The sequence below is a fragment of the Streptomyces sp. NPDC087300 genome, from assembly GCF_044744425.1.
In the GTDB taxonomy this organism is placed as follows: Bacteria; Actinomycetota; Actinomycetes; order Streptomycetales; family Streptomycetaceae; genus Streptomyces.
In genome coordinates, this window is sequence record NZ_JBIUYI010000006.1 from 571,889 (window position 1) to 596,362 (window position 24,474).

Annotated in this window: 18 protein-coding genes and 2 tRNA genes; 15 read left to right on the plus strand and 5 right to left on the minus strand. The window is 73.5% G+C overall.

Annotated features, from left to right (window positions below; all coding sequences use genetic code 11):
• Positions 1 to 62 precede the first annotated feature (62 nt).
• Positions 63 to 1,712 (plus strand): long-chain fatty acid--CoA ligase, encoded by a 1,650-nt coding sequence (locus ACIO9J_RS27610; RefSeq protein ID WP_402005430.1) that lies wholly within the window; start codon positions 63 to 65, stop codon positions 1,710 to 1,712.
• A 78-nt stretch (positions 1,713 to 1,790) separates the two neighbouring features.
• Here ACIO9J_RS27610 and ACIO9J_RS27615 read toward each other — a convergent pair whose 3' ends face one another.
• A complete protein-coding gene (locus ACIO9J_RS27615) occupies positions 1,791 to 6,086 on the minus strand; it encodes a PAS domain-containing protein (RefSeq protein WP_402005023.1) in 4,296 nt (1,431 codons plus the stop codon).
• Between the two features lie 296 nt (positions 6,087 to 6,382).
• The gene (locus ACIO9J_RS27620) at positions 6,383 to 6,805 is read right to left on the minus strand and encodes an SSI family serine proteinase inhibitor (RefSeq protein ID WP_402005026.1); all 423 of its coding nucleotides are present in this window, start codon (positions 6,803 to 6,805) and stop codon (positions 6,383 to 6,385) included.
• Positions 6,806 to 7,053: 248 nt separating this feature from the next.
• Between ACIO9J_RS27620 and ACIO9J_RS27625 the strand changes: the two genes are divergently transcribed.
• The 4 genes from ACIO9J_RS27625 (at position 7,054) to ACIO9J_RS27640 (ending at position 9,161) form a co-directional block, all read left to right on the plus strand.
• Positions 7,054 to 7,144 (plus strand) — tRNA-Ser (locus ACIO9J_RS27625).
• A gap of 205 nt (positions 7,145 to 7,349) precedes the next feature.
• Positions 7,350 to 7,422, plus strand: a tRNA-Arg gene (locus ACIO9J_RS27630).
• A 135-nt stretch (positions 7,423 to 7,557) separates the two neighbouring features.
• Positions 7,558 to 8,211: a hypothetical protein gene (locus tag ACIO9J_RS27635; protein ID WP_402005029.1), complete on the plus strand. Its 654-nt coding sequence runs from the start codon at positions 7,558 to 7,560 to the stop codon at positions 8,209 to 8,211.
• Between the two features lie 230 nt (positions 8,212 to 8,441).
• A complete protein-coding gene (locus tag ACIO9J_RS27640) occupies positions 8,442 to 9,161 on the plus strand; it encodes a chitinase (RefSeq protein WP_402005433.1) in 720 nt (239 codons plus the stop codon).
• Here the strand turns inward: ACIO9J_RS27640 and ACIO9J_RS27645 are convergent.
• Positions 9,151 to 9,831: a response regulator gene (locus ACIO9J_RS27645; protein WP_402005032.1), complete on the minus strand. Its 681-nt coding sequence runs from the start codon at positions 9,829 to 9,831 to the stop codon at positions 9,151 to 9,153. The two genes, ACIO9J_RS27640 and ACIO9J_RS27645, sit on opposite strands and share 11 nt — an antisense overlap.
• Complete coding sequence (locus tag ACIO9J_RS27650) at positions 9,828 to 11,030, minus strand: sensor histidine kinase (protein ID WP_402005035.1); 1,203 nt, start codon at positions 11,028 to 11,030, stop codon at positions 9,828 to 9,830. The genes ACIO9J_RS27645 and ACIO9J_RS27650 overlap by 4 nt, the downstream gene beginning before the upstream one ends.
• A 217-nt stretch (positions 11,031 to 11,247) precedes the next feature.
• On the opposite strand from ACIO9J_RS27650, the gene ACIO9J_RS27655 reads away from it, so the two are divergent.
• The 10 genes from ACIO9J_RS27655 to ACIO9J_RS27700 all read left to right on the plus strand — a co-directional run bounded on the left by ACIO9J_RS27655 (position 11,248) and on the right by ACIO9J_RS27700 (position 22,998).
• The gene (locus ACIO9J_RS27655; protein WP_402005038.1) at positions 11,248 to 11,994 is read left to right on the plus strand and encodes a hypothetical protein; all 747 of its coding nucleotides are present in this window, start codon (positions 11,248 to 11,250) and stop codon (positions 11,992 to 11,994) included.
• Positions 11,987 to 12,649: a hypothetical protein gene (locus tag ACIO9J_RS27660; RefSeq protein ID WP_402005041.1), complete on the plus strand. Its 663-nt coding sequence runs from the start codon at positions 11,987 to 11,989 to the stop codon at positions 12,647 to 12,649. The genes ACIO9J_RS27655 and ACIO9J_RS27660 overlap by 8 nt, the downstream gene beginning before the upstream one ends.
• Positions 12,531 to 13,448, plus strand: coding sequence for a DUF2797 domain-containing protein (locus ACIO9J_RS27665; protein ID WP_402005044.1), 918 nt, complete (start codon positions 12,531 to 12,533; stop codon positions 13,446 to 13,448). The genes ACIO9J_RS27660 and ACIO9J_RS27665 overlap by 119 nt, the downstream gene beginning before the upstream one ends.
• 178 nt (positions 13,449 to 13,626) lie before the next feature.
• A complete protein-coding gene (locus ACIO9J_RS27670) occupies positions 13,627 to 14,580 on the plus strand; it encodes an amidohydrolase family protein (protein WP_402005047.1) in 954 nt (317 codons plus the stop codon).
• Between the two features lie 91 nt (positions 14,581 to 14,671).
• A complete protein-coding gene (locus ACIO9J_RS27675; protein ID WP_402005050.1) occupies positions 14,672 to 15,421 on the plus strand; it encodes a response regulator transcription factor in 750 nt (249 codons plus the stop codon).
• 110 nt (positions 15,422 to 15,531) lie between these two features.
• On the plus strand, positions 15,532 to 17,025 hold the full coding sequence (locus ACIO9J_RS27680) for a sensor histidine kinase (protein WP_402005436.1): 1,494 nt from the start codon (positions 15,532 to 15,534) through the stop codon (positions 17,023 to 17,025).
• Between the two features lie 26 nt (positions 17,026 to 17,051).
• Positions 17,052 to 18,356 (plus strand): glycosyltransferase, encoded by a 1,305-nt coding sequence (locus ACIO9J_RS27685; RefSeq protein WP_402005053.1) that lies wholly within the window; start codon positions 17,052 to 17,054, stop codon positions 18,354 to 18,356.
• Complete coding sequence (locus ACIO9J_RS27690; protein WP_402005056.1) at positions 18,353 to 20,503, plus strand: glycosyltransferase family 39 protein; 2,151 nt, start codon at positions 18,353 to 18,355, stop codon at positions 20,501 to 20,503. The genes ACIO9J_RS27685 and ACIO9J_RS27690 overlap by 4 nt, the downstream gene beginning before the upstream one ends.
• Positions 20,504 to 20,620: 117 nt before the next feature.
• Positions 20,621 to 22,123 carry an MFS transporter gene (locus ACIO9J_RS27695; RefSeq protein ID WP_402005059.1) on the plus strand — a complete coding sequence of 501 codons (1,503 nt, stop codon included), beginning with the start codon at positions 20,621 to 20,623 and terminating at the stop codon, positions 22,121 to 22,123.
• Positions 22,124 to 22,212: 89 nt separating this feature from the next.
• On the plus strand, positions 22,213 to 22,998 hold the full coding sequence (locus tag ACIO9J_RS27700; protein WP_402005062.1) for a TetR/AcrR family transcriptional regulator: 786 nt from the start codon (positions 22,213 to 22,215) through the stop codon (positions 22,996 to 22,998).
• 565 nt (positions 22,999 to 23,563) lie between these two features.
• Here ACIO9J_RS27700 and ACIO9J_RS27705 read toward each other — a convergent pair.
• Positions 23,564 to 24,382: a YceI family protein gene (locus tag ACIO9J_RS27705; protein WP_402005065.1), complete on the minus strand. Its 819-nt coding sequence runs from the start codon at positions 24,380 to 24,382 to the stop codon at positions 23,564 to 23,566.
• Positions 24,383 to 24,474 lie beyond the last annotated feature (92 nt).

The window sequence follows — 24,474 nt, forward strand, 5'->3', positions numbered from 1 at the left end:
TGCGCGCAGAATCAGCGCAACCCTTGACCGCCGCACAGGCGATGTCGCCCCAGGAGGACGCCGTGCTGAGCACGATGCAGGACGTACCGCTGACCGTCACCCGGATCCTCCGGCACGGGACGACCGTGCACGGGACCTCACAGGTCATCACCTGGACCGGCGAACCGACCCCGCAGCGCCGCACCTTCAGTGAGCTGGGCGAACGCACGGCCCAGCTCGCCCACGCCCTGCGCGACGACCTCGGCGTCACCGACGACGAGCGGGTCGCCACCTTCATGTGGAACAACGCCGAGCACGTCGAGGCGTACTTCGCGGTGCCGTGCATGGGCGCCGTTCTGCACACCCTCAATCTGCGGCTGCCCGCGGACCAGCTGACGTGGATCGTCCAGCACGCCGCCGACCGCGTCATCATCGTCAACGGCTCCCTCATCGGGCTCATCGCGCCGTTGCTCCCGCGGCTCACGAGCGTCGAGCACATCGTGGTCTCGGGCGCCGGTGACCGTTCGCCGCTGGCCGGCGGCCACGCGCAGGTGCACGAGTACGAGGAGCTGCTCGCCGGGAAGCCCACCGCCTACGACTGGCCCGAGCTCGACGAACGCACCGCGGCCGCCATGTGCTACACCTCGGGCACCACCGGAGAACCCAAGGGCGTCGTCTACTCCCACCGCTCCATCTACCTGCATTCCATGCAGGTCAACATGACCCAGTCGATGGGTCTCACGGACGCGGACACGAGCCTCGTCGTCGTACCGCAGTTCCACGTCAACGCCTGGGGCCTGCCGCACGCCACGCTGATGACCGGCGTGAACATGCTGATGCCGGACCGTTTCCTCCAGCCCGCGCCGCTCGCCGAGATGATCGAGGCGGAGCGGCCCACGCACGCGGCCGCCGTGCCCACCATCTGGCAGGGCCTGCTCGCCGAACTCACCGCGAACCCGCGTGACGTCAGCTCGCTGGGCCAGGTCACGATCGGCGGCTCGGCCTGTCCGCCCGCCCTGATGGCCGCGTTCGACAAGCTCGGCATGCGCGTCTGCCACGCCTGGGGCATGACGGAGACCTCCCCGCTCGGCACGGTCTCGCGCCCGCCGGCCCACGCCATCGGCACCGAGGAGGAGTTCGCCTACCGGCTGACGCAGGGCCGTTTCCCCGCCGGTGTCGAGGGCCGCCTCGTGGGTCCCGGCGGCGAGATCCTGCCCTGGGACGGCGAGTCCGCGGGCGAGCTGGAGGTGCGCGGCCCCTGGATCGCGGGCGCCTACTACGGCGGCGCGGGCGGCGAGAGCATCAAGCCGGAGGACAAGTTCAGCGAGGACGGCTGGCTCAAGACCGGCGACGTCGGCGTGATCACCGCCGACGGCTTCCTGACCCTCACCGACCGGGCGAAGGACGTCATCAAGTCCGGCGGTGAGTGGATATCCTCGGTCGAGCTGGAGAACGCGCTGATGTCCCACCCGGACGTCGCCGAGGCGGCCGTCGTCGCCGTACCCGACGAGAAGTGGGGCGAACGCCCGCTGGCCACCGTCGTGCTGCGGGAGGACGCCACCGCCGACTACGCGTCGCTGCGCGACTTCCTCGCGGGCAGCGTCGCCAAGTGGCAGCTGCCCGAGCGCTGGGCGATCATCACCGCCGTACCGAAGACGAGCGTCGGAAAGTTCGACAAGAAGGTGCTGCGCAGGCAGTACGCCGAGGGGGAGCTGGACGTCACGAAGCTCTGACGTCGGCTTCGGCTTCGGCTTCGGCTCCGGCGCCGGTCACGGCGTCGGCTCGGACGGCCCGCCCGCGCGGGCCGTCCGTCAGTTCGTGCCGATCTTCGCAAGCAGGTCGACGATCCGGCCCTGCACCTCGCCGCTGGTGGAGCGCTCCGCGAGGAAGAGGACCGTCTCCCCCGCCGCCAGGCGCGGCAGCTCGCTCTCGTCGACGGCGGCGGTGTAGACGACCAGCGGCGTGCGGTTCAACTGCCCGTTCGCGCGCAGCCAGTCGATGATCCCCGCCCTGCGGCGACGGACCTGGAGCAGGTCCATGACCACCAGGTTCGGCCGCATCTGCGCCGCCAGGGTCACCGCGTCCGCGTCGCTCTCGGCCCGCGCGACCTGCATGCCGCGCCGTTCGAGCGTGGCGGTGAGCGCGAGCGCGATCTCCTCGTGCTCCTCGATCAGCAGGACGCGCGGCGGGTGCTGCTCGCTGTCGCGCGGCGCGAGGGCCTTCAGGAGCACGGCGGGGTCGGCGCCGTACGCCGCCTCGCGCGTCGCCTGACCCAGGCCCGCCGTCACCAGGACGGGCACCTCGGCGGCCACGGCCGCCTGCCGCAGCGACTGGAGTGCCGTCCGCGTGATCGGTCCGGTCAGCGGGTCCACGAAGAGGGCCGCGGGGAACGCCGCGATCTGCGCGTCGACCTCCTCGCGGGAGTGCACGATCACCGGCCGGTAGCCGCGGTCGCTCAGCGCCTGCTGCGTGGTGGCGTCGGGCGCGGGCCACACCAGGAGGCGGCGCGGGTTGTCCAGCGGCTCCGGCGGCAGCTCGTCGTCCATCGGCTGCGGCTGGGGCCGGTTCGAGATCTCGACGGCGCCGCCGGGGCCGTCCAGCGGCTCGGGGCCCTCGTCCGCGTCCTCGTCGGGGGCGCCGATCGCGTACGACCTGCCGGTGCCCTCGGTGGCGGCCGCGATGCGCGACTGGGGGTGTCCGGGCGCGGCCGACTGCGGGTGCGGCCGCGCCGCGCTCTCGGGACGCTCGTCACCCGCGGGCTCGGGCGGCGTGGCCAGCCTGCGCCGACGCCCGGACCCGCCGAGGGTCCCCGAGGAGGAAGCGGCGGGAGGCGGTACGGCGCCCGGCATCGGGCCCGCGGTGCCCGCGGTGTTCGAGGCGCCCGTGTTGTCCGGGGACTCGTCCTGCGCACCCGGCTGCTCGGGCTGTCCGGGCTGGCCGGGCTGCTGCGTGGTCCTGGGCGGCAGCGGAGGCTGCGGCGACTGCGGGATGCGCGGGTTCCGAGGCGGCTGCTGTTGCTGACCCGGCTGGCCTGCCTGGCCCGGCTGACCCGCCTGCCCCTGCGGCCCGGCGGCCGCGCCCTGCTGAGCCTGGCCGCCCTGCGCTCCGCCCTGCTGCCGACGCTGCTGCTCCGAGATCTGCTGGCCGAACGGCACGCCCTGCCCGAGCGTCCGCACGCTGATCGCGCGCCCCTGCGTCGAGTTGGGGTCACCGGGCGCGGCCTCCGCGGGCAGCGGCTGGGCCGCCCGTGGCTGGCCCTGCGCGCCGCGCTCGGGAGGCAGCGCCGTGCCGCCGCCGGGCGTCGGGACGCCCGGGGCCGGGGTGCCCGCGGAGTGCGGGGTGCCCTGGGAGGGGACGCCACCGGCCGGGGTCGGGCTCTCGGGCCACGGCTGCGGCGCGGGCAGCGGTCCGGGATCGGCGTCGGACGCGCCCTCGGACGAGGTCCGCGCACCCGGCACCGAGGGGTTCTGCGCGCTCTGGTCCGCCGGGTCGGCGTCGGCCTGCTGGCGGGAGCGGCGACGGCCGGTCGGCGCCTGCGCCGGATGCGGCTGCGGCGGGGTGTGGTCGTCGGCACGGCCGTGCGGGGCCGAGGCGTGCGCGGTGGCGTCGCGAGGGTCGTTCGGGTCGGCCGGGTGCTCCTCGGGGGCGCGGTCGGCCGGGGCGGGCGGCAGCGCGAAGACGCGGCCGTTGTTGGCCTCCTCCGCGGCGGCCCGCTCCTTGGCGGCGGCCAGCGCACGCCGGGCGCGCCGACCCGTGCCGGAAGAGCCGGAAGAGCCGGAAGCGGCGCCCGTGGCCCCGGACTGCCCGGCCTCCGAAGGCGCGGGCCCGGAAGCCAGTGCGGGCAGGGCGGGCTGTTCGCCGGCCCGCCGCGCGCGACGCCCCGTACCGTCGGCGGGTACGGGCACGCCCTGCGGCGGCACCGTCTCGCCCAACGCGGCCGAGCCCGCGGCGTGTTCGGCGGCCGTCAGTACGGCGCCCTCGGCGGGACTGGGCCGCCCGCGCCGCCGTCCCGTACCGCCCGAGGCACCTCCGGCGCCTCCCGCGGTGTCACCGGATGCGGCGTCGGACGGGCCGCCGGGACCGCCCGCGGCCTCGGGGTGCGGCGCACCGCCGAGCGTCTCCGGGGAGCCGGCCTCGGCCGCACGCCGTCCCCGGCGCCGTCCCGTACCGCCCGTACCGCCTGCACCGTCCGTACCGTCTGGGCTGCCTGGGGTGCCGAGACCGTCCGTCCCGGTCGGCGCGGGCTCACCCGCCGCCTCCGGGGCCCCCGCCGCACCGCTCTCCAGGAAGGAGCCCACGGAAGGCCGCCGGGCCCGCCGACGCCCACCGCCCGACGTGCCAGGACCGGACGCCTGCTCGGGAACGGCCAGACCCGTGCCGGGAACGGAAGCGGAACTGGAACCGGAACCGGAAGCACCGGGCGCCACGCCCCCCGCCCCGCCGATCGGCACTTCGAGTACGTACGCGCTGCCGCTCATGCCCGGCACCTCGTGCGTCTGGAGCACGCCGCCGTGCGCCCGCACGATGCCCCGGACGATCGGCTCGTGCACCGGGTCGCCGCCCGAGTAGGGCCCGCGCACCTCGATGCGGACGACCTCGCCGCGCTGGGCCGCGGCGACCACGATGGTGGAGTCGACGTAGCCGCCGGGGGCGTCCGCGCCGATGCCCGGCCGGGTGTTGCCCGTGGCGTCGATGCCCGCGACGTCCGCGACGAGGTGCGCCAGGGCGGTGGCGAGCCGTTCGGCGTCCACCGCGAGCCCGATCGGCGGCGCGTGCACGGCGAACTGCGCACGGCCGGGACCGATCAGCTCGACCGCGCCCTCGACGCCCGCCGCGACGACCGCGTCGAGCATGACCGTCGTACGGGAGAGCTGCTCGTCCCCCGCGTCGAGCCGCTGGAAGCCGAGGACGTTGTCGACGAGCGTCGTCATCCGGGCGTAGCCGGCCGACAGGTGGTGCAGGACCTGGTTGGCCTCGGGCCACAGCTGGCCCGCGTCGTCGGAGGCGAGCGCGGCGAGTTCGCGGCGCAGCTCGTCGAGGGGGCCGCGCAGGGACGAGCCGAGGACGGCGAGCAGCTGCTCGTGCCGCGCCGCCAGCGCCTCGTACCGCGTCGTCTCGCGCTCGGCCAGCTCCTCGAAGCGGTCCTTCTCGCGCTCGGCGAGCGCCGCGTACCGCTCCTGTTCGGCGGCGAGCTCCTCGGCCCGCTGCTCCTCGGCGGCGGCGATCTCCGCGGCCCGCCGCTCGGCGGCCTCGGCGAGCTCCTCCGCGTGCCGCGCGAGGGCGGCCTCGTGCTTCCCGGCCAGCTCGTCGTAGGGCCTGCGGTCGGTGAACGTCATCACCGCGCCGACCAGTTGGTCCCCGTCGCGCACCGGCGACGTGGTCAGGTCGACCGGCACCTTGGCGCCGCTCTTGGACCACAGGACCTGCCCGCGCACCCGGTGCTTGCGCCCGGAGCGCAGCGTGTCGGCGAGCGGGGACTCCTCGTAGGGGAACGGCTCGCCGTCGGCGCGCGAGTGCAGGACCAGGGAGTGCAGTTCCTGCCCGCCGAGGTCGCTGGCGCGGAAGCCGAGTATCTGGGCGGCGGCCGGATTGACGAGGACGACCCGTCCTTCGGTGTCCGTGCCGACGACGCCCTCCGCCGCGGCGCGCAGGATCATCTCGGTCTGCCGCTGCGAACGGGCCAGCTCCGCCTCGGTGTCCAGGGTGCCCGAAAGGTCCCTGACGACCAGCATGAGGAGTTCGTCGCCGGTGTAGCCGTGGCTGTCGTACGCGTCCCTGCCGTCCTCCAGCGGGGAGCTCGTGACCTCGACGGGGAACTCGCCGCCGTCGGTGCGCCGCGCCGTCATCCGCGTCGGCTTGGTGCGCCCGCGCTCGTCGATGGTGTCGGGACGCCGCATGGAGCCCGGGATGAGCCGGGAGTCGAACTCCGGCAGCAGATCGAGCAGTCCGCGCCCCACGAGCGCGGTGCCGGGCGCCTCGAACGCCTCAAGGGCGATCGCGTTGGCGTTCACGACGGTGCCGTTGGCGTTCACCAGGACCAGTGCGTCCGGGAGCGCGTCGAGTATCGCTGCGAGGCGAGCAGCGCCTCGGGATGGCCTGCTGCTCACGACGACGCTTCCTCCCTGGTTACCGCTGCTTGCCGACTCGCTCAGGCCATCTTGCCGCTCGGCCCGTGGCGTGTCACGGGAGGGAGTCTACGGGGAGTGGTTGCGCGCGCGACGCCGGATGAGAGGGAGGTCGCACGCAGAAGATGTGAGTTTTCGGTACCGCCCGGTCACGGGAAGGTAGAGGTCGTCGCAGGTCGGACGGCTCTCCCGGGGTCCTGAGAGGGTCCGTGGCCGGGCTCGTACCAAGACGCGGGGCGGCGTGGTCCCGGAGGCCGGGCCGGGGCGCCGCCGAGCGCTTACGCCGAGGCGGCGGGGAGCACCGGCACCAGCGCGTCCCAGCGGCTGATCTCACAGCCGTCGTGCCGGTCGTACGTCGCGTCCACAGGTCGCCCCTGCCAGGTCCCCGTGACGTGCGCGGTGGCGGGTCCGCCGTACTGCATCGTGCACATGGCGTCGGGGCGCACGGGCGCGAACGGGTCGGTCCCGTAACGGGTGACCTCGTCGAGCCGCCTGCACGCGTCGCCCGCGTCCGGGTGCGAGCCGCCCGTCGGGTGACAGTTCAGTACGTACGTCCCGTCGCCCTCGCCTCCCGAGTCCGTGACCGTCACCGTGAGCCGGTCGGTGGGGGCGACGACGTCCGTGTCGGCGTGCGCGGTGGCGGGCAGGGCGGACAGCGCGGCGACGGAGGCGGCGGCGGTGAGGGCGAGACGGCGCAGCATGGGGGCTCCACTGGGTACGGGTGGGGTGGGGAGGTACGAAGTACGCGGCGGTGCGCGGACGTACGTACGGCGGACAGGGGATCCGCCACCTCCTCTAACGCCGTACGCCGCGCCGCGATGCGGGCTCCGATAGCGCTTTGCTCTCGGGGCCGCGTGCCTAGTACCGTGGGGGCCGCGATTGGTGACACGCCACCAGGCTGTGTCATCATCTGCACGCACCCCCGCGCTCGCGCAGGAGTGCAAAAGCTGGAGGCGTCGCCTAGTCCGGTCTATGGCGCCGCACTGCTAATGCGGTTTGGGACTTAAATCCCATCGAGGGTTCAAATCCCTCCGCCTCCGCTTCACGATCCGAAGCCCCGGTCCCTGAGGACCGGGGCTTCGGTGCGTCCGGGGTGGTGACAGTGCCCGGCGCCAGGGATGTTTTCGCAGCTCACAACGGGTGCGACTAACGGATTTCACATGGCGGCGGCGGTCATGTAATGTTCTTCCTGTCGCCGCGAGCGGGCCGCAAGGCCGGGGAGCGAAGACAGAAAACAAAAAACAAGCACTCGTAGCTTAACGGATAGAGCATCTGACTACGGATCAGAAGGTTGCAGGTTCGAATCCTGCCGAGTGCACAGCAGACCGAAGGCCCTGACGAGAAATCGTCAGGGCCTTCGGTCGTTCTCGGGTTCGGGTTGCCGGCGGGTCGGGCTCGGGCGACAGGGGGAGCAATCGGGGCTACCTTCGCAAGGTCGTAAAATCGGGACATCATGAACAAGAAGGCTGCCCCGGCGCGCGGGGCGATGTGGTGGGTCCTGGTTCCGTTGTTCTCCGTCGGTCTGCTGACGGCCGTGCCCTTCGGGTGGCTCTCGGGGCGGGTGAACCGGGTGCGGAACACCGTCTTCACCGCGCTGTACGCCGCGGCCACCGTCGTCGCCCTCGTCTTCATCCCCGAGGACGACACCGAGAACTGGGCCGTCGGGCTCGCCGCCTGCGTGTGGCTCGTCGGTACGGCGCACACGGCCGCGGCGATGAGCGGGCTGCGGCGCGGGGCCAGTGCCGAGCGGGAGCGGCGGCCGGAGCAGGTCAACCAGGACGTCCTGAAGGCCGCGATGCGGCGCGATGAGCTGCGGCGCAAGGCGCGCGGCGTGCTGGCCGAGCATCCCGTGGCGGCCGCGGAGATGGGGATCGGGCGGCCCGATCTGGCGCGTGAGTACGACGACGGGGGGCTCGTCGACGTGAACACGGTGCCGGCCGACGTCCTTGTGCGGCACCTGGGGTGGTCGGCGGAGCAGGCCGCCGAGGTGGTCGCGGTGCGCGAGCGGCTCGGCGGGTTCGCGGACGAGAAGGAGCTCATCGCGTTCACGCAGTTGTCGCCGCCTCGGGTGGATGCGTCGCGGTCGGTGTTGGCCTTCTCGGCGTAGAGCTCCGCTGGGGGGAGGGGTGCGCGCTCGCGTCTGCCCGCCGCAGGTCCCCTGGCGGGTGCGGGTTCTCGGGGGGTGCGCGCGCAGTCCCCCGTGCCCCTGACGGGGCCTCGCCCGGGGACCCCGCCACGCGCTCTTGACATGGGCAGCACAATGGTCCGGACCAATTGGTGTGCGTGCCCGAAGGGTGGTTGCCGGTGTTCAGGCGAGGCTCAAGAGGTGTGGCGGCCGTGCTGGCCGTGCTGTTGGTGTGGGGCGGGTTCGTGTCCGGTGGGGGGCCCGGCGGGGGATCCGTCGCGGTCGCCGCCGAGGGCGGGGCGGCGCACACGCCGCGGTTCGTCGTCAGCGAGCGGCAGTTCGAGCGGATGTTCCCGGAGCGGAACTCCTTCTTCACGTACGAAGGGCTGGTGCAGGCCACGCGCGCGTACCCGGAGTTCGCGCGCACCGGGAGCAAGGCCCTGCGCAAGCGCGAGGCCGCCGCCTTCCTGGCCAACGTCAGCCACGAGACCGGCGGGCTCTTCTACGTCGTGGCGCAGAACACGGACACGTACCCGATCTTCTGCGACGAGACGCAGCCCTACGGGTGCCCGGCCGGGCACGACGCCTACTACGGGCGCGGCGCGATCATGCTGAGCTGGAACTTCAACTACAAGGCGGCCGGCGACGCCCTCGGCATCGACCTGCTGAACAACCCCTGGCTGGTCGAGCGCGATCCGAAGGTCGCCTGGATGACCGCGCTCTGGTACTGGAACACGCAGAGCGGCCCCGGGACCATGAGCGGGCACACGGCGATGGTGAAGGGCGCGGGCTTCGGCGAGACCATCCGCAGTCTGAACGGGACCGCCGAGTGCGACGGCGGCAACCCCCGGCAGATGCGGCACCGCGTCGATCTGTACCGGGAGTTCACCGATGTGCTGCGCGTCCGGCCGGGGCGGCACCTCACCTGTTGAGCCGCGCCACGCCCGACTCCCAGGCCCAGGCCGCGATGCCGACCCGGTTGCGGACCCGCAACTTGCCCTGGATGTTGGCGACATGGGTCTTCGCCGTGCCCGGTGAGATGAAGAGCGCCGCGCCGATCTCGGTGTTCGTGAGGCCGTCCGCGACCAGGCGGGCTATCTCCTCCTCGCGGGCGGTGAGGGGGGAGAGCGGGGCAGGAGCGGTGTCCGGTTCGGGTCCGGTGGCCGGGGTCGTACGCAGCAGGCGCAGGGTGATCTGCGGGCTGATCAGGAGGTCGCCCGCCATCGCGGCGCGCACGCCCTCGATGAGGAGCCCGGGGCCCGAGCGCTTGAGCAGGAAGCCGCAGGCGCCGTCGCGCAGGGCCGTGCGGACGTAGTCGTCGTGGTCGAAGGTCGTGACGACCAGGACGCGGGTCGGCTCCGCGACGCCGGGTCCCGCGAGGCGGCGGGTGACCTCCAGGCCGTCGAGGCCCGGCATGCGGATGTCCGCGATGAGCAGGTCGGGGCGCAGGCGCCGGGCGAGCTCGACCGCGGCGAGTCCGTCGGCGGCCTCGCCGACCACCGTCATGTCCGGCTGGGAGTCGAGGATGAGGCGGAATCCGCTGCGGACGTCGTCCTGGTCGTCGGCGAGGACGATGCGGGTCCCCGGGGCGGTCGTCGTCACTGCTGCGGCTCCTGGGCGGGTGTGGGTGCGGGTGCGGGGACGGGTCCGGGTGTGGAGGTGGGAGCGGAGGTGGGCGTGGGGTCGGTGGTGCGGGGGAGTGTCGCCGTCAGGCGCCAGCCTGCCGGGCCGTGCGGGCCCGCCGTGAGCGTGCCGCCGAGGGCCTCGGCGTGTTCCGTCAGGGCGGGGAGGCCCAGGCCGCCGCGGGTGGCGCGTCGCCGGGGGAGCGGTACGCGGCGCGGGCCGGGGGCGTCGTTGGACACCTGGAGCTCCACCGACGTGGGCGTGGGGGTCAGGGTGATCCGGGCCAGCGTGGCCGAAGGCGCGTGCCTGCGGATGTTCGTCAGGGCCTCGACGACGATGCGGTACGCGGCCGCGCCCGCCTCGCGGGAGAGCACGCCCGCGGTCTCCGGGGGCAGCCGGAGCTCGGCCCCGACCGTCCCCGCCGCCGTGAACTCGTCGACCAGGGACGGCAGATGGTCGATTCCCGGCAGTGCGACGGTGGGCGAGCGTTCGGGGCCGTGCAGCATCTCCACCGTGCGGTCCATCGACGCGAGGGCGTTCAGGCCCGCCCTCTCGATGCGCTCCAGGGCGAGCACCGCCTGCGCCGGATCGGTGGCGGCGACGAACCTGGCCGCCTGCGCCTGGACGACGATGCCGCTGATGTCGTGCGCCACGAAGTCGTGCAGATCCCGGGAGAGTTGGAGCCGCTGGGCGCGCCGCGCCTCGGTGACGTCGGCCCTGCGGCGCAGCTCCACGCGGCGCGGGTAGGCGCCCGCGGCGACCGCGCCGAGGGCGGGCAGCAGCCAGAACGCCGCTGCGCCCGTCCGCTCCAGGAACGACCCGTCGACCAGCGGGAACGGCCACGCGGCGGTCGCCAGCGCCGTGAGCGGGGCGACGAGCCTGACCTCGCGCCACGGTGACCAGCGGACCACGGCGGCCAGCAGGAGCAGCAGCAGCGCGGCCTCCGCGAGCTTCCAGGCCGATCCGGTGCGCAGCCCCGCCGCCGGGTAGCCGAAGCTGGCCACCAGGGAGAGGACCGCGCAGACCGCGGTGGGCGGCGCGAGCCGGTCGAGGCGCCGACGGGCCAGGGCCACGGCCGGCACGCAGAGCGCGGCGAGGGTGGGGGCACCCCCAAGTACCCATGCCTGTACGGATGTTGTGCCCTCCGCGAGCACTTGCGCGGTCGCCGTCCCCGTCATCGCCGTCCCCCGTCGTCCCCGTGTCCCCCGCCGTGGCCCTGGTGGGGCGCCTGGTCAGCGTACGAGGGGGAGATCGGCCGGTGCCCTCTGCCGAACGGCATAGGAGCCGGAGGAGCTGGGCGGATCTCTGTGCTGATCGGCGGATGGGCCGGGGCGGGGGTCACGGGTGAGGCTTCTTCTCGTCCGGCAAGGAGCCGTGACGGAAGGGAAGTTCACCATGCGAACCAGTTCTGTACGGGGTGCCCGCGGGGTCCGTGTCATCGGTGCGGCGGGGGCCGTCGCCGTGCTCGCCGGAGTGGTGGCGGCGGGGCCCGCCCCGGCGGACGAGGCCGCGCACTCCTCGTCCGCCGCGACCGCTTCGTACGCGGCGGGGAAGAGAGCGGGGACGGACGGGGTGAAGGCGGGCGCGGAGAAGGCGAGCGCGGGGAACGTGGGCGCGGAGAAGGCCCGGGTCCAGGGATCCGGGCGGATCCACTACGCCTACTCCCCCGACGACACGATCAAGTTCACCGTCGACGCCGAGTCCGTGCCCTTCACCCGGCCCATGCCGGGGCTCCCGCTGCCGGGGCTGCCGACCGACGCCCGCGGCACCGTGAAGTTCTCGCACGCCTCGAAGGGCGTGAAGACCGGCTGGTCGCGGGCGCGGGTGGACTGCATGGTCACCGGGGGCGGGACGGCGACGCTCACCGCGACCGTCACGAAGTCGAACGTCGAGAAGGTGGGCAAGCGGTTCGGGCTCAGCGTGCAGCAGGGGCGGGGCGGCGAGCCCGACCGGCTCGGGTTCGGCTGGGCCATCGTGAACTTCGAGCCGCGCGAGACCGACGAGAAGGGGAAGGCCGTCGAGTCGAAGGTCGGCACCTGCATGGCGCCCGCGCCGTTCGCGCCGGTCGTCGAGGGCGGGTTCACGGTCGTGCACGCGGACCTCGCGCCGCTGCCGGGGCCCGGGGCGGTGCGCCGTGGCTGAGGCGGTCGGTGGTGTGCCGCGGTGGGCCCGGTGGGCGGCGCACGGTGCCGCGCTGAGCGTCCTGCCGTCCGGGCTGTGGCGGATCGCCATCGCCTTCGGGTGGGACTCCGGGTTCGGCGGGTTCCTCGACCCCGCCCACTTCCCCGGCATCGGTTCCCTCTATCTGATCGGCCTCAGCCTGTTCGCCGAGGCGCTCGGGCTGCTCACCCTGGGGCTCGTGCACCGGTGGGGCGAGGTGCTGCCCGGCCGGGTGCCGCTGCTCGGCGGGCGGCGGATCCCCACGGCGGCCGCCGTCGTGCCCGCCGCGCTGGGCGCGGTCGCCGTCACCCTCGTCACGTTCCTCGGCGCGTCCACCTGGACGGACTCGGAGAACATGGGGTCACCCGATGCGCCCGACGGAGCATTGTGGTGGGTCATGACGCTCTGCTACGCGCCGCTGCTCGCCTGGGGACCGCTCCTCGGGGCCGTCACCGTGGCGTACGGGCTGCGCCGGTGGCGCGGGAGTACGGCGGGACGAGGACGAGGGGAACAGCACGGTGGAGTGGCGTTGCGCGGGGCTCGGCTGGCCGGAGGGCAGGCCCGTGCTGCGGTGGGCCGGGGGCAGGCGCAGCGACCTGCCGTACGGCAAGGAGATCGGCTTCCGGGCCGTCGGTGAGCGGCGCTGCGTGGGCGCGCGGGGCAACCCGTGCCCCCACCGGGCCGTGGTGCCGGGGCGTGCCACGCAGGCGCGCTGCCCGGAGTGCGCGCGGCTCGACCGGGCGTTCTCGGTCGCGGCGGACGGGGTGCCCGACGATCCGCGTACGTACCGGGTGTACCTGGCGTGGTTCGGTCCCGGTCTGCTGAAGGTGGGCATCACGGCGGAGGAGCGGGGGGCCGTGCGGCTCCTGGAGCAGGGGGCGGTGGCGTTCTGCTGGCTGGGGCGCGGGCCGCTGATGGCGGCGCGGCGCACGGAGGAACTGCTGCGGGCCGCGCTCGGCGTGCCGGACCGCGTGTCGTACGACAAGAAGCGCTCGGTACGGACGGCGCTGCCCGAACGGGGCGAGCGGGCGCGGGAGTTGGCGGAGCTGCACGGCCGGGCGGTCGCGCTCGACGGCTGGGCGGAGACGCTGGAACGGGTGGCGTTCGAGGCGGTCGACCACGCGGCGGCGTTCGGCCTGCCGGGGCTGCGGGCCGCCACCGGGGTCGTACGGGAACTGGTGGACGGCGGGACGGTGGCGGGGCGGCTCGTCGCGGCGGCGGGGCCGGATCTGTATCTGGAGGGTTCGGGGAGCGCGGGGAGTGCGGGGAGTGCGGAGGGCGCCGGGGATGTGTTCGTGGTGGACGCGCGGGTGCTCGTGGGGTGGGAGCTGGTGCGGGCCGACGCGGGGGCGGGGGTGACGGTGCCGGTGCGGGTGGTGCCGGACGGGGACGGGAGCGGTGGCGGGGCCGGGGCCGAACAGGAGGGGCTGTTCTGAGGCCTGCCTCGTCGCCTCGGGGAGGCCCGCTCCGTCACCCCGGCGAGGCCTGCCCCGTCACCTCGGGAGGCCCGCCCCGTCACCCCGGCGAAGCCTGCCCCGTCACCTCAGGGCAAGCTCCAGGGGGGCGGGCCGTAAGGGTGGACAACATCGTCTCCGGGGGCCGAGGGTGGTGGCCATGTGTGATCCATCGGTGGTGACCGCGTCCAGTACCGCACCCGAGGCCGGGCTCGCGGCAGCCGAAGCCGAGCCCGAAGCCGGGGCCGAAGCCGCCGAGGCCGAGGCGGCGGAGGTCCGGCGCTTCGCCGAGCGCCTCGGCCTCCCGGGACTGATCGACGTGCACACGCACTTCATGCCGGAACGCGTCCTCAACAAGGTGTGGGCGTTCTTCGACGGCGTCGACTGGGACATCACCTACCGGCACGAGGAGGAGCGCAGGGTCGCGCTGCTGCGGGAGTTCGGGGTGCTGGCGTTCACCTCGATGCTCTATCCGCACAAGGCGGGCATGGCGCAGTGGCTCAACGGCTGGTCCCACGACTTCGCGCGGCGCACGCCCGACTGTCTGCACACCGCGACGTTCTACCCGGAGCCTGGCGTGGAGGCGTACGTACGGGAGGCCGTCGAGTCCGGGGCCCGCGTCTTCAAGTCGCACATCCAGGTGGGCGGTTACGACCCGAACGACGTGCTCATCGACGGCGTCTGGGGCCTGCTCGCCGAGGCCGGCGTGCCGATCGTCATCCACTGCGGCACCGGGCCCCACCCCGGCAAGCACACCGGCCCCGAGCCGATGGCACGGCTGCTCGCGCGCCATCCGCGGCTGCGGCTCGTCGTGGCGCACATGGGCATGCCCGAGTACGCCGAGTTCTTCGCGCTCGCCGAGCGGTACGAGGAGGTGCGGCTCGACACGACGATGGCGTTCACGGACTTCAGCGAGCGGCTGATGCCGTTCCCCCGCGAGGAGGCGGCGCGCCTCGCCGGCCTGGGCGACCGGGTGCTGCTCGGCTCGGACTTCCCGAACATCCCGTACCCGTACGCCCATCAGCTGGAGTCGCTGGAGCGGCTCGGGCTGGGGGACGACTGGCTGCGGGGCGTCCTGTACGGGAACGGGGCGCGGCTCTTCGGGCTGGAGTGATTCCCGGGGCACGGTCCCGGCGCTCCCCTTTCTCAGGGAATTCACAGGTTCAGAAAAGAGAGCTCTCAGAGCGGCCCAGCAGTCTTCGAGCATGACCACGACCTCGCCCCAGGCGCGTACCGAACTGCTCAGGCCGGACGGGAGCCCCGTCCGTGTGCTCGTGGTGGACGACGAGGAGTCGCTCACCGAGCTCCTTTCGATGGCCCTGCGCTACGAGGGCCTGGAGATCCGCAGCGCGGGCGACGGCGCGGGCGCGGTGCGCACCGCGCGGGCCTTCCGGCCCGACGCCGTGGTGCTCGACATGATGCTGCCCGACATGGACGGCCTCTCGCTGCTCGGCAGGCTGCGCCGCGAGATGCCGGACGTGCCCGTGCTGTTCCTGACCGCGAAGGACGCGGTGGAGGACCGGATCGCCGGGCTCACCGCGGGCGGCGACGACTACGTGACCAAGCCGTTCAGCCTGGAGGAGGTCGTGGCACGCCTGCGCGGCCTGATCCGGCGGGCGGGCGCCGCGGGCAAGCGCAGCGAGTCCACCCTGGTGGTCGGCGATCTGACCCTCGACGAGGACAGCCACGAGGTGACGCGGGGCGGCGACGGCATCCACCTGACCGCCACCGAGTTCGAGCTGTTGCGCTATCTGATGCGCAATCCGCGCCGCGTGCTCAGCAAGGCGCAGATCCTGGACCGCGTCTGGAACTACGACTTCGGGGGCCAGGCCAACGTCGTCGAGCTCTACATCTCGTATCTGCGCAGGAAGATCGACGCGGGGCGCGAGCCGATGATCCACACGCGCCGCGGGGCGGGTTACCTGATCAAGGCCGCCGTGCCCGTGCCTTCGTGAGACGCCTGGCCGGGGCGCGCCGGTCCGGGCCGCGCGCATTCCGCACGCTCCGTGCATCCCGCACGCCCCGAGCACCCCGTACGCCCCGCAAACCTCGTGCGCCCCGCACCCTGCGCACCCGTCTCGTCCTGTCCGCCGTCGCGCTGATCGCCGTCGTCTGCGCGGTCATCGGGACGGTCACCACCATCGCGCTCAAGTCGCACCTGTACGACCAGCTGGACGGCGCGCTCGACGGGATCGCCAAGCGCGCGGCGGGACCCGCGGGGCCCGGCGGGGAGCGCGATCCGCTGGAGTTCGTCTCCCGGGGTCCGCAGGAGCTCGGCACGATCGGCGCCGAGGTGCGGGACGGCTCGGTCGGGCGCGCGCTCGTCAGCACCGAGGCCGACCGCGACAGCGGCAGTCCGCTGCCGGACGCCACCCGCCTGGACGACGGCCAGGTCGCCGCGCTCGCCTCCGTGCCGAGGGACGGCGACCCGCACAACGTCGACATCCCGGGGCTCGGCGAGTACCGCGTGACGTACACGCCCGGCATGACCGGCGACTTCCTCGTCGGCGTCCCGACCACCAAGGTCCAGAACACGCTCAACACGCTGATCGTCGTCGAGGTCAGCGTCACCGCGGCGGGTCTGGTCGCCGCCTCGCTCGCCGGCGCCGCGATGGTCGGCGTCGCGCTGCGCCCGCTGCGCAGGATCGCCACCACCGCCACCCGGGTCTCCGAACTCCCCCTGCACAGCGGGGAGGTGGCCCTGCACGAGCGCGCCCCCGACGCCGATCCGCGCACCGAGGTCGGGCAGGTGGGCGCCGCGCTCAACCGCATGCTCGACCACGTCCACTCGGCGCTCGACGCGCGCCAGCGCAGCGAGACGCGGGTGCGGCAGTTCGTCGCGGACGCCAGCCACGAGCTGCGCACCCCGCTCGCCTCGATCCGCGGCTACGCCGAACTGACCCGCAGGGGAAGGGAGTCCACGGGCCCCGACACGCGGCACGCGCTCGGCAGGATCGAGTCCGAGGCCGAGCGGATGACCGGGCTCGTCGAGGATCTGCTGCTGCTCGCGCGGCTCGACACGGAACAGCCGCTCTCGTACGAGAACAGTGATCTCGCCATGCTCGTCGTCGACGCGGTCGGCGACGCGCGCGCCGCGGGCGGCGACCACCGGTGGCGGCTCGAACTCCCGGGGCCCGAGGCACCGGCCCTCGTCCGCGCCGACCCCGCGCGCCTGCACCAGGTCGTCGTCAACCTCCTCGCCAACGCCCGCAGCCACACCCCGCCGGGCACGACCGTCACGGCCCGGGTGCGGCGCGAAGGTGACCTGGCCCGTCTGGAGGTCCAGGACGACGGCCCCGGCATCCCGCCCGACCTGCTGCCCGCCGTCTTCGAACGCTTCGCGCGCGGCGACGCCTCCCGCTCGCGCCACGCTGGCTCCACGGGCCTGGGCCTCGCCCTCGTGCGCGCCATCGTGACGGCGCACGAAGGCGCGGTGACGGTGGAGAGCGCGCCGGGCAGGACGGTCTTCACGGTGACGCTGCCCGCCGCCCCCGTACGGCCCGAGGACGTCGGAAAGCCCCCCTCACAGGCGGATCACAGCCTCACCACACAGCCCTGACAGTCCGCCCGGCGACGGTCGGTCCCATGCGAACCGACACTTCCCCGGGCGTCCTCCCGTTGCGGGAACACCTTCCCGCCGCATGGCGCGAAGTGCCCGTCCTGGACGTCGTGATCCCGGTATACAACGAGGAGAAGGACCTGCGGCCGTGCGTCCAGCGGCTGCGCGACCACCTCGCCCGCACCTTCCCCTACCCCTTCCGCGTCACGGTCGCCGACAACGCGTCCACGGACCGCACCCCCGAGATCGCCGCCGAACTGGCCGCGTCCGTACGGGAGGTACGGCACGTCAGGCTCGACCAGAAGGGCCGGGGCCGGGCCCTCCGCGCCGTCTGGTCCGCCTCCGACGCGCCGGTCCTCGCGTATATGGACGTCGACCTCTCCACCGACCTCAACGCGCTGCTCCCCCTTGTCGCCCCGCTGATCTCGGGCCACTCGGACCTGGCCATCGGCTCGCGGCTCGCGCGCAGTTCGCGGGTGGTGCGCGGGCCCAAGCGCGAGTTCATCTCGCGGGCGTACAACCTCGTCCTGCGCGGCTCGCTGCACGCCCGCTTCTCCGACGCGCAGTGCGGCTTCAAGGCGATCAGGGGCGATGTGGCGCGCGTGCTGCTGCCGCTGGTCGAGGACACCGGGTGGTTCTTCGACACGGAGCTGCTCGTCCTCGCCGAGCGGGCCGGGCTGCGCATCCACGAGGTGCCCGTCGACTGGGTCGACGACCCCGAGTCGACCGTGCACCTGGTGCGGACGGCCACGGACGACCTCAAGGGCGTCTGGCGGGTGGGCCGCGCGCTCGCGGTCGGCGCGCTGCCCCTAGACCGGCTCGCCCGCCCCTTCGGCGATGACCCGCGCGACAGGGAGCTCGCGGGCGTCCCCGGCGGCCTGGCCCGCCAACTGGTCGGCTTCTGCGTGGTCGGCGCGCTCTCCACCCTCTGCTACCTGCTGCTCTACAGCGGCTTCCGTACGTTCACCGGCTCCCAGGCGGCCAACGCGCTCGCCCTCCTGGTCTCCGCCGTCGCCAACACCGCGGCCAACCGGAGACTCACCTTCGGGGTACGCGGCCGTGACCGCGCGATGCGCCACCAGGCGCAGGGCCTGGTGGTCTTCGGCATCGGCCTCGCCCTCACCAGCGGCTCGCTCGCCGCACTCGGCGCGGCCTCCGGCGACCCCGCGCACTCCACCGAACTCGCGGTCCTGATCGCGGCGAACCTCGCCGCGACCGTGCTGCGCTTCCTGCTCCTGCGGGCCTGGGTGTTCCCGGACCGCGCGGCGGAGACGGTGCCGCCTTCGTACGACATGGCCCCCCACGCACCCGACCCGAGGAACGCCCGATGACGACAACACCCGCCGCTCCGGCGGCAGTTCACACGCCCCGGGCGGAGGGGGCCCGCGGGCGCGCGTCGGCGCCGCTCGCCCGGCTGTGGCGCGGCCGCGCCGACGACCCGCGCTGGGCGCGCCCCGCCCTGCTCGGCCTGCTGCTCGCCACCGCGGCCCTCTACCTGTGGAACCTCAGCGCGTCCGGCTACGCCAACTCCTTCTACTCGGCGGCCGTCCAGGCGGGCAGCAGGAGCTGGCAGGCCCTCTTCTTCGGCTCGCTCGACGCGGGCAACGCGATCACCGTCGACAAGCCGCCGGCGTCGCTCTGGCCGATGGCCCTGTCCGTACGCCTCTTCGGGCTCAACTCCTGGGCGATCCTGGTGCCCCAGGTCCTGATGGGCGTGGCGACGGTCGGCGTGCTGTACGCGGCCGTGCGCCGCCGCTTCAGCCCGGCGGCCGGACTCATCGCGGGCGCGGTGCTCGCGCTGACCCCGGTCGCCGCGCTGATGTTCCGCTTCAACAACCCCGACGCGCTGCTCGCGCTCCTGATGACCGTCACCGTGTACTGCGTGCTTCGCGCCCTGGAGCACGGCCGCACCAAGTGGCTGGTGTGGGCGGGCGTCGCGGTCGGCTTCGCCTTCCTCACCAAGACGCTCCAGGCGTTCCTGATCCTGCCGCCGCTCGCGGTCCTGTACGCGGTGTGCGCGCCGGTGCGGCCGCGCAGGCGCTTCGGTCAACTCGCGCTCGCCGGGGGCGCGATGGCCGTCGCGGGCGGCTGGTGGGTGGCGATCGTGGAACTGTGGCCCGCGGCGTCGCGCCCCTACATCGGCGGCTCGCAGAACAACTCCTTCCTGGAACTGACCTTCGGCTACAACGGACTCGGCCGCATCAACGGCGAGGAGACCGGCAGCGTGGGCGGGGGCGGCGGACCCGGCGGCGGTGGTGGCGGTCAGTGGGGCGAGACCGGGCTCGGCCGGATGTTCAACTCCGAGATCGGCGGCCAGATCTCCTGGCTGCTGCCCGCCGCGCTGCTGTTCCTCGCGGCCGGACTCGCGCTCACCTGGCGGGCCCGCAGGACGGACACGGCGCGGGCGGCGTTCGTCGCCTGGGGCGGCTCGCTCCTGATGACCGCGGCGGTCTTCAGCTTCATGGCGGGGATCTTCCACCAGTACTACACGGTGGCGCTCGCCCCCTACGTCGCGGCGCTGGTCGGCATGGGCGCCACGGTCCTGTGGGAGGAGCGCGCCAAGTGGCGGGCGCGCGGGGTGCTCGGCGCGGCCGTCGCGGGCACCGCGGTCTGGTCGTACGTCCTGCTGGGCCGGGCGCCGGACTACCTGCCGTGGCTGCGCTGGGCCGTGCTCGTCGCGGGCGGCGCGGCGGCGGTGGGCCTGCTGCTGGCGGGCCGCGCGGGCCGCCACCTCGCCCTGACGGCGGCGGGCCTCGGCCTCGCGGCGTCCGTGGCGGGCCCGGTGGCGTACACCCTGTCGACGGTGGACAGCGCGCACACGGGCTCGATCGTGACGGCGGGCCCCGCGTCCGCGGGCCGGATGGGCGGTCCGGGCGGCTTCCCCGGCGGCGGCCGTCCCGGCGCCGACGGCGGAACGCGGCAGCCGCCGGGCGGCGCGGGCCAGCAGGGCGGGTTCCCCGGCGGAAACGGAACCGGAAACGGAGCGGGTCCCGGAAACGGAACGGTCCCTGGAAAGGGAACGGTCCCCGGAAACGGCGCCGGACCGGGCAAGGGGACGGGCGCGGGTGGACCGGGCGGACCGGGCGGACCGGGCGGAAAGCGGGGCGGTGGCATGGGCGGCCTGCTCGACGGCGCGCAGGTTTCCGCCAAGGCGAAGAAGCTCCTGGAGGCGGACGCGGCGGACTACACCTGGGCGGCCGCGGCCATCGGCTCGCAGAACGCGGCGAGCTACCAACTGGCCACCGGCGACCCGGTGATGGCCATCGGCGGCTTCAACGGCAGCGATCCGTCGCCGACGCTCGCGCAGTTCAAGCGGTACGTGGCGGACGGCGAGATCCACTACTTCATCGGGGGCGGCACGGGTGGGATGGGCGGCGCCGGCGGCTCGTCCGGCATCACGTCCTGGGTCGAGGACACCTTCGAGAAGGCGACGGTGGGCAGCGCGACCTTCTACGACCTGACGCAGCCGAAGGAGTAGGGCGCGGGGGCGGCAGCCGGAAACCGTCTTGTACGCCGTATGGGAGCTGCTCTACGGTGTGCGGGGCAATCGCCTCGTACACCGTAGAAGCAATCTCAGCTGTTAGAAGGAGCGTGCATGACGGCGCCGACCGCCGAGTCCCTGACCGCCGCACCCAGGCACCCGCAGCGCTGGCTGATCCTCGGCGTCATCTGTCTCGCCCAGCTCACCGTGCTGCTCGACAACACCGTCCTGAGCGTCGCGATCCCCTCCCTCACCCGGGAACTGGACGCGTCGACGTCGGACATCCAGTGGATGATCAACGCGTACTCGCTCGTCCAGTCCGGACTGCTGCTCACCGCGGGCAGCTCCGCGGACCGCTGGGGCCGCAAGAAGATGCTGGCGACGGGCCTCGCCCTGTTCGGCATAGGTTCGCTCTGCGCGGGGCTCGCGCAGTCCTCGGGCCAGCTCATCGCCGCCCGCGCGGGCATGGGTATCGGCGGCGCGCTGCTGATGACGACGACCCTCGCCGTCGTCGTGCAGATCTTCGACGACACCGAGCGCGTGAGGGCGATCGGCCTCTGGGCGACCATCAACTCGCTGGGCTTCGCGGCGGGACCGCTGCTCGGCGGCTTCATGCTCAACCACTTCTGGTGGGGCTCGATCTTCCTGATCAACATCCCCGTGGCGCTGATCGGCCTGGTCGCCGTACTCAAGCTGGTGCCCGAGTCCAAGAACCCGGAGGGCGAACGCCCCGACCTCCTGGGCGCGCTGCTCTCCACCATCGGCATGGCGTCGGTGGTCTACGCGATCATCTCCGGGCCCGAGCACGGCTGGACGTCGGCTCAGGTCCTGGTCTCCGCAGCGGTCGGCGTACTCGTCCTCGGCGTGTTCGCCTTCTGGGAGCTGCGGATCCCGTACCCGATGCTGGACATGCACTTCTTCCGCAACCAGCGGTTCATCGGCGCGCTGTCGGGAGCGATCCTCGTCGCGTTCGGTCTCTCGGGCTCGCTCTTCCTCCTGACCCAGCACCTCCAGTTCGTCCTCGGATACGAGCCGTTGGAGGCGGGGCTGCGCACGGCGCCGCTCGCGGTGACCATCGTGGCACTCAACCTGGCGGGCATCGGCGCTAAGGTGCACGCCAAGCTGGGCACGCCCGCGACGATCCTGGCGGGCATGAGCCTGACCGCGGCGGGCCTCGCGGTGATCGCGACGCTCGGCGGGGACGACTACAACGGCATGCTGGCGGGGCTCGTCATCATGGGTGCGGGCATCGCGTTGGCGATGCCCGCCATGGCCAACGCGATCATGAGCGCCATTCCGCCGGAGAAGGCGGGCGTGGGCGCCGGGATCAACGGCACACTCGCGGAGTTCGGCAACGGCCTGGGCGTCGCCGTCCTCGGCGCGGTCCTCAACTCCCGCTTCGCCTCGCTCGTCACGGTCTCCGCCGTGTCGTTCCCCGCGGCCATGGCGGCCGCGAAGAGCACGGGCGAACGCGACCGGATCGCCGACGCGTTCGCCTCGGGCCTGGAGACGAGCCAGCTCGTGGCCGCGGTGGCGGTGTTCCTCGGAGGCATCCTCGCGGCGGCGTTGCTGCGCCGTGCGGAGAGGGCAGACTCCCTGCGGGAGCAGGCGGCATAGCATCGGAGGCGGGCGGAGGGGCGTGTTCCAGACGACTCCGCCGCCCGCCCGTCCGCTCATCCACCGAGGAACTACGAGGAAGGCGCGCCATGGCGAAGGCGGCAGCCGCGCGCACGAAGGGGCAGGCGCGGACGAGCGTCTGGCTCCAGGAGAAGGCACCACGCGGCCGCGGCCGCAAGGGCGACCAGCCGAACGGCCTGGACAGGGACCGCATCACCGAGACCACGATCCGGCTCCTGGACGCGGAGGGGCTCGCCAAGTTCTCCATGCGCAGGCTCGCCGGCGAACTCAACGTCACGGCGATGTCCGTCTACTGGTACGTCGACACCAAGGACGACCTGCTCGAACTCGCCCTCGACTCGGCCTGCGGCGAAATGGCGCTGCCGGACACGGAGTCGGCGCCGGAGGCCTGGCGCGAGCAGCTGCGGGAACTCGCGGCCGAGTACCGCGCGCTCCTGTTCCGGCATCCGTGGGTGTCGCCGCTGGTCGGCCAGTTCCTCAACATCGGCCCCAACTGGCTGGCGTTCGCGCTCGCGGTGCAGCGGTCGGTACGGAACACGGGCCTGCCCGCGCACCGGCACAACGGGGCGATCTCGGCGGTCTTCCAGTTCGTCTACGGCTTCGGAACCATCGAGGGGCTCGTCACGGCGCGGAGCCGGGAGGCGGGGATGACGCAGGACGAGTACTACCAGGACGCGATCAAGACGGTCCGGGAGGGCCTCGGCTCGCACGAGATCCTGGAGAGCGCGGATCGGCTGACGGCGGCGCGGGGCGGGGACACCGTCGCGGAGATGTGGGACCGCGACTTCGCCACGGCGCTGGATCTCTTGGTGGCGGGCATCGAGTCGCTCCTCGGTGAGGAGGGGCCCCGGTAGGGGCGTTTCCCACCCGCCCACCCGTTTCTCCGCGCCTCTGGGTGGCCAGTAGGGGCCGGTGGCTCCTGTCCCGCCTCGGGTGCGTCTCGGGGGCGGGGCCGCGGCGGTATGTCCGTCCTCGCTATCCCGGTGAGCGGCCACATTCATGCACCTCGGCTCGTGGCCACTTGTGCTCCGGGCAGACATACCGCCGCGTCCCCTCGGGTCGCGCTCGCGGGTGCGGGACGGTGGGGCCATGGGGTGGACTAGGGGCATCGGCGCAGTCCGGGGTGTATGGAAAGCCGCCCCCACCGGGGCGCCGAGTGGACTGGGGCAGCGGCGCGGTCCGGGGTGTATGTGGGGCCACCCCCGCCGGGGCGCAGTCGCGCAGCCGGCCTGAGGGGACGTGGGGGTATGTGCGCACGGAGCACAAGCGGCCACCGAGGCAAGGAAGCAAGTCCATTGGCCCCCGCCCCGGGATAGCGAGTACGTACATACCCCCGCGGCCCCGCCCCACAGACGAACAGAGCGCACCAGCCCACCCGGACCCGCAGACAATCCCCGCCCCGGCCCGCGCCCAGCGACCTCACGCCTGAGGCAGCGCGTCCCCCTGCACGGTCTGGATGTCCAGTTCCACCTTCAGCGTCGTGCCGATCGCCGAGATCCCCGCCTGGACCACCTGGTTGTAGTTCATCGCGAAGTCCTCCCGCCGCAGCTCGGCCGTGGCGCGGAACGCGGCTCGCGTGCCGCCCCAGGGGTCCGCCCCGGTCCCGAGGTAGCTGAGGTCGAGGTCGACCGGGCGCACGACTCCGTGCATGCCCAGTTCCCCGTGCACCGTCCACCGGTCCGTCCCGGAGGGAGTGAGCCCGCTGGAGCGGTAGGTGATCTCCGGGTACTGGTCGACGTCCAGGAAGTCGGGCGACTTCAGGTGACCGTCCCGCATCCCGTTGCCCGTGTCGATCGACGCCGACCGGATGACCGCCTCGACGCGCGACTTCTCGACGTCCTCGGCGATCTCCACCCGCCCGCCGAACTCCGTGAAGCGCCCGTGCACGCTGGTGATCCCCAGGTGCTGCGCGACGGCGCCCACCGTGGAGTGCGCGGGGTCGATGGTCCACGGTCCCGGCGGCGGCAGCTCCGTGCCGCCCTGGCGGGCGAGGACGACGTTGCCGACCTCGGCGCGTCCGCTCGCGGTGACGAGCGCGGTCGAGGCGACGGGGGCGTAGCCGACGGCGGTGACGATCACGGTGTACGGCCCGGAGGGGAGGACCGTGGCGTCACGTACGACGCCCTCGTCGTCCGCGTCCACGCGCAGCACCTGCGTCCCCGTCATGTCCGTCACCGTGACGACGGCGTGCGGCACGGCCCAGCCGTCGCGCGTGCGGATCCGAGCGTTCAGTCCCATCCCGTTTACTCCTTGCCATACCAAGCTCAATCAAGCTCAAGAAAGAAAAAAGAACGACCCCCGGCGGCGATGACCGGCCGTCCCCTGCCGTG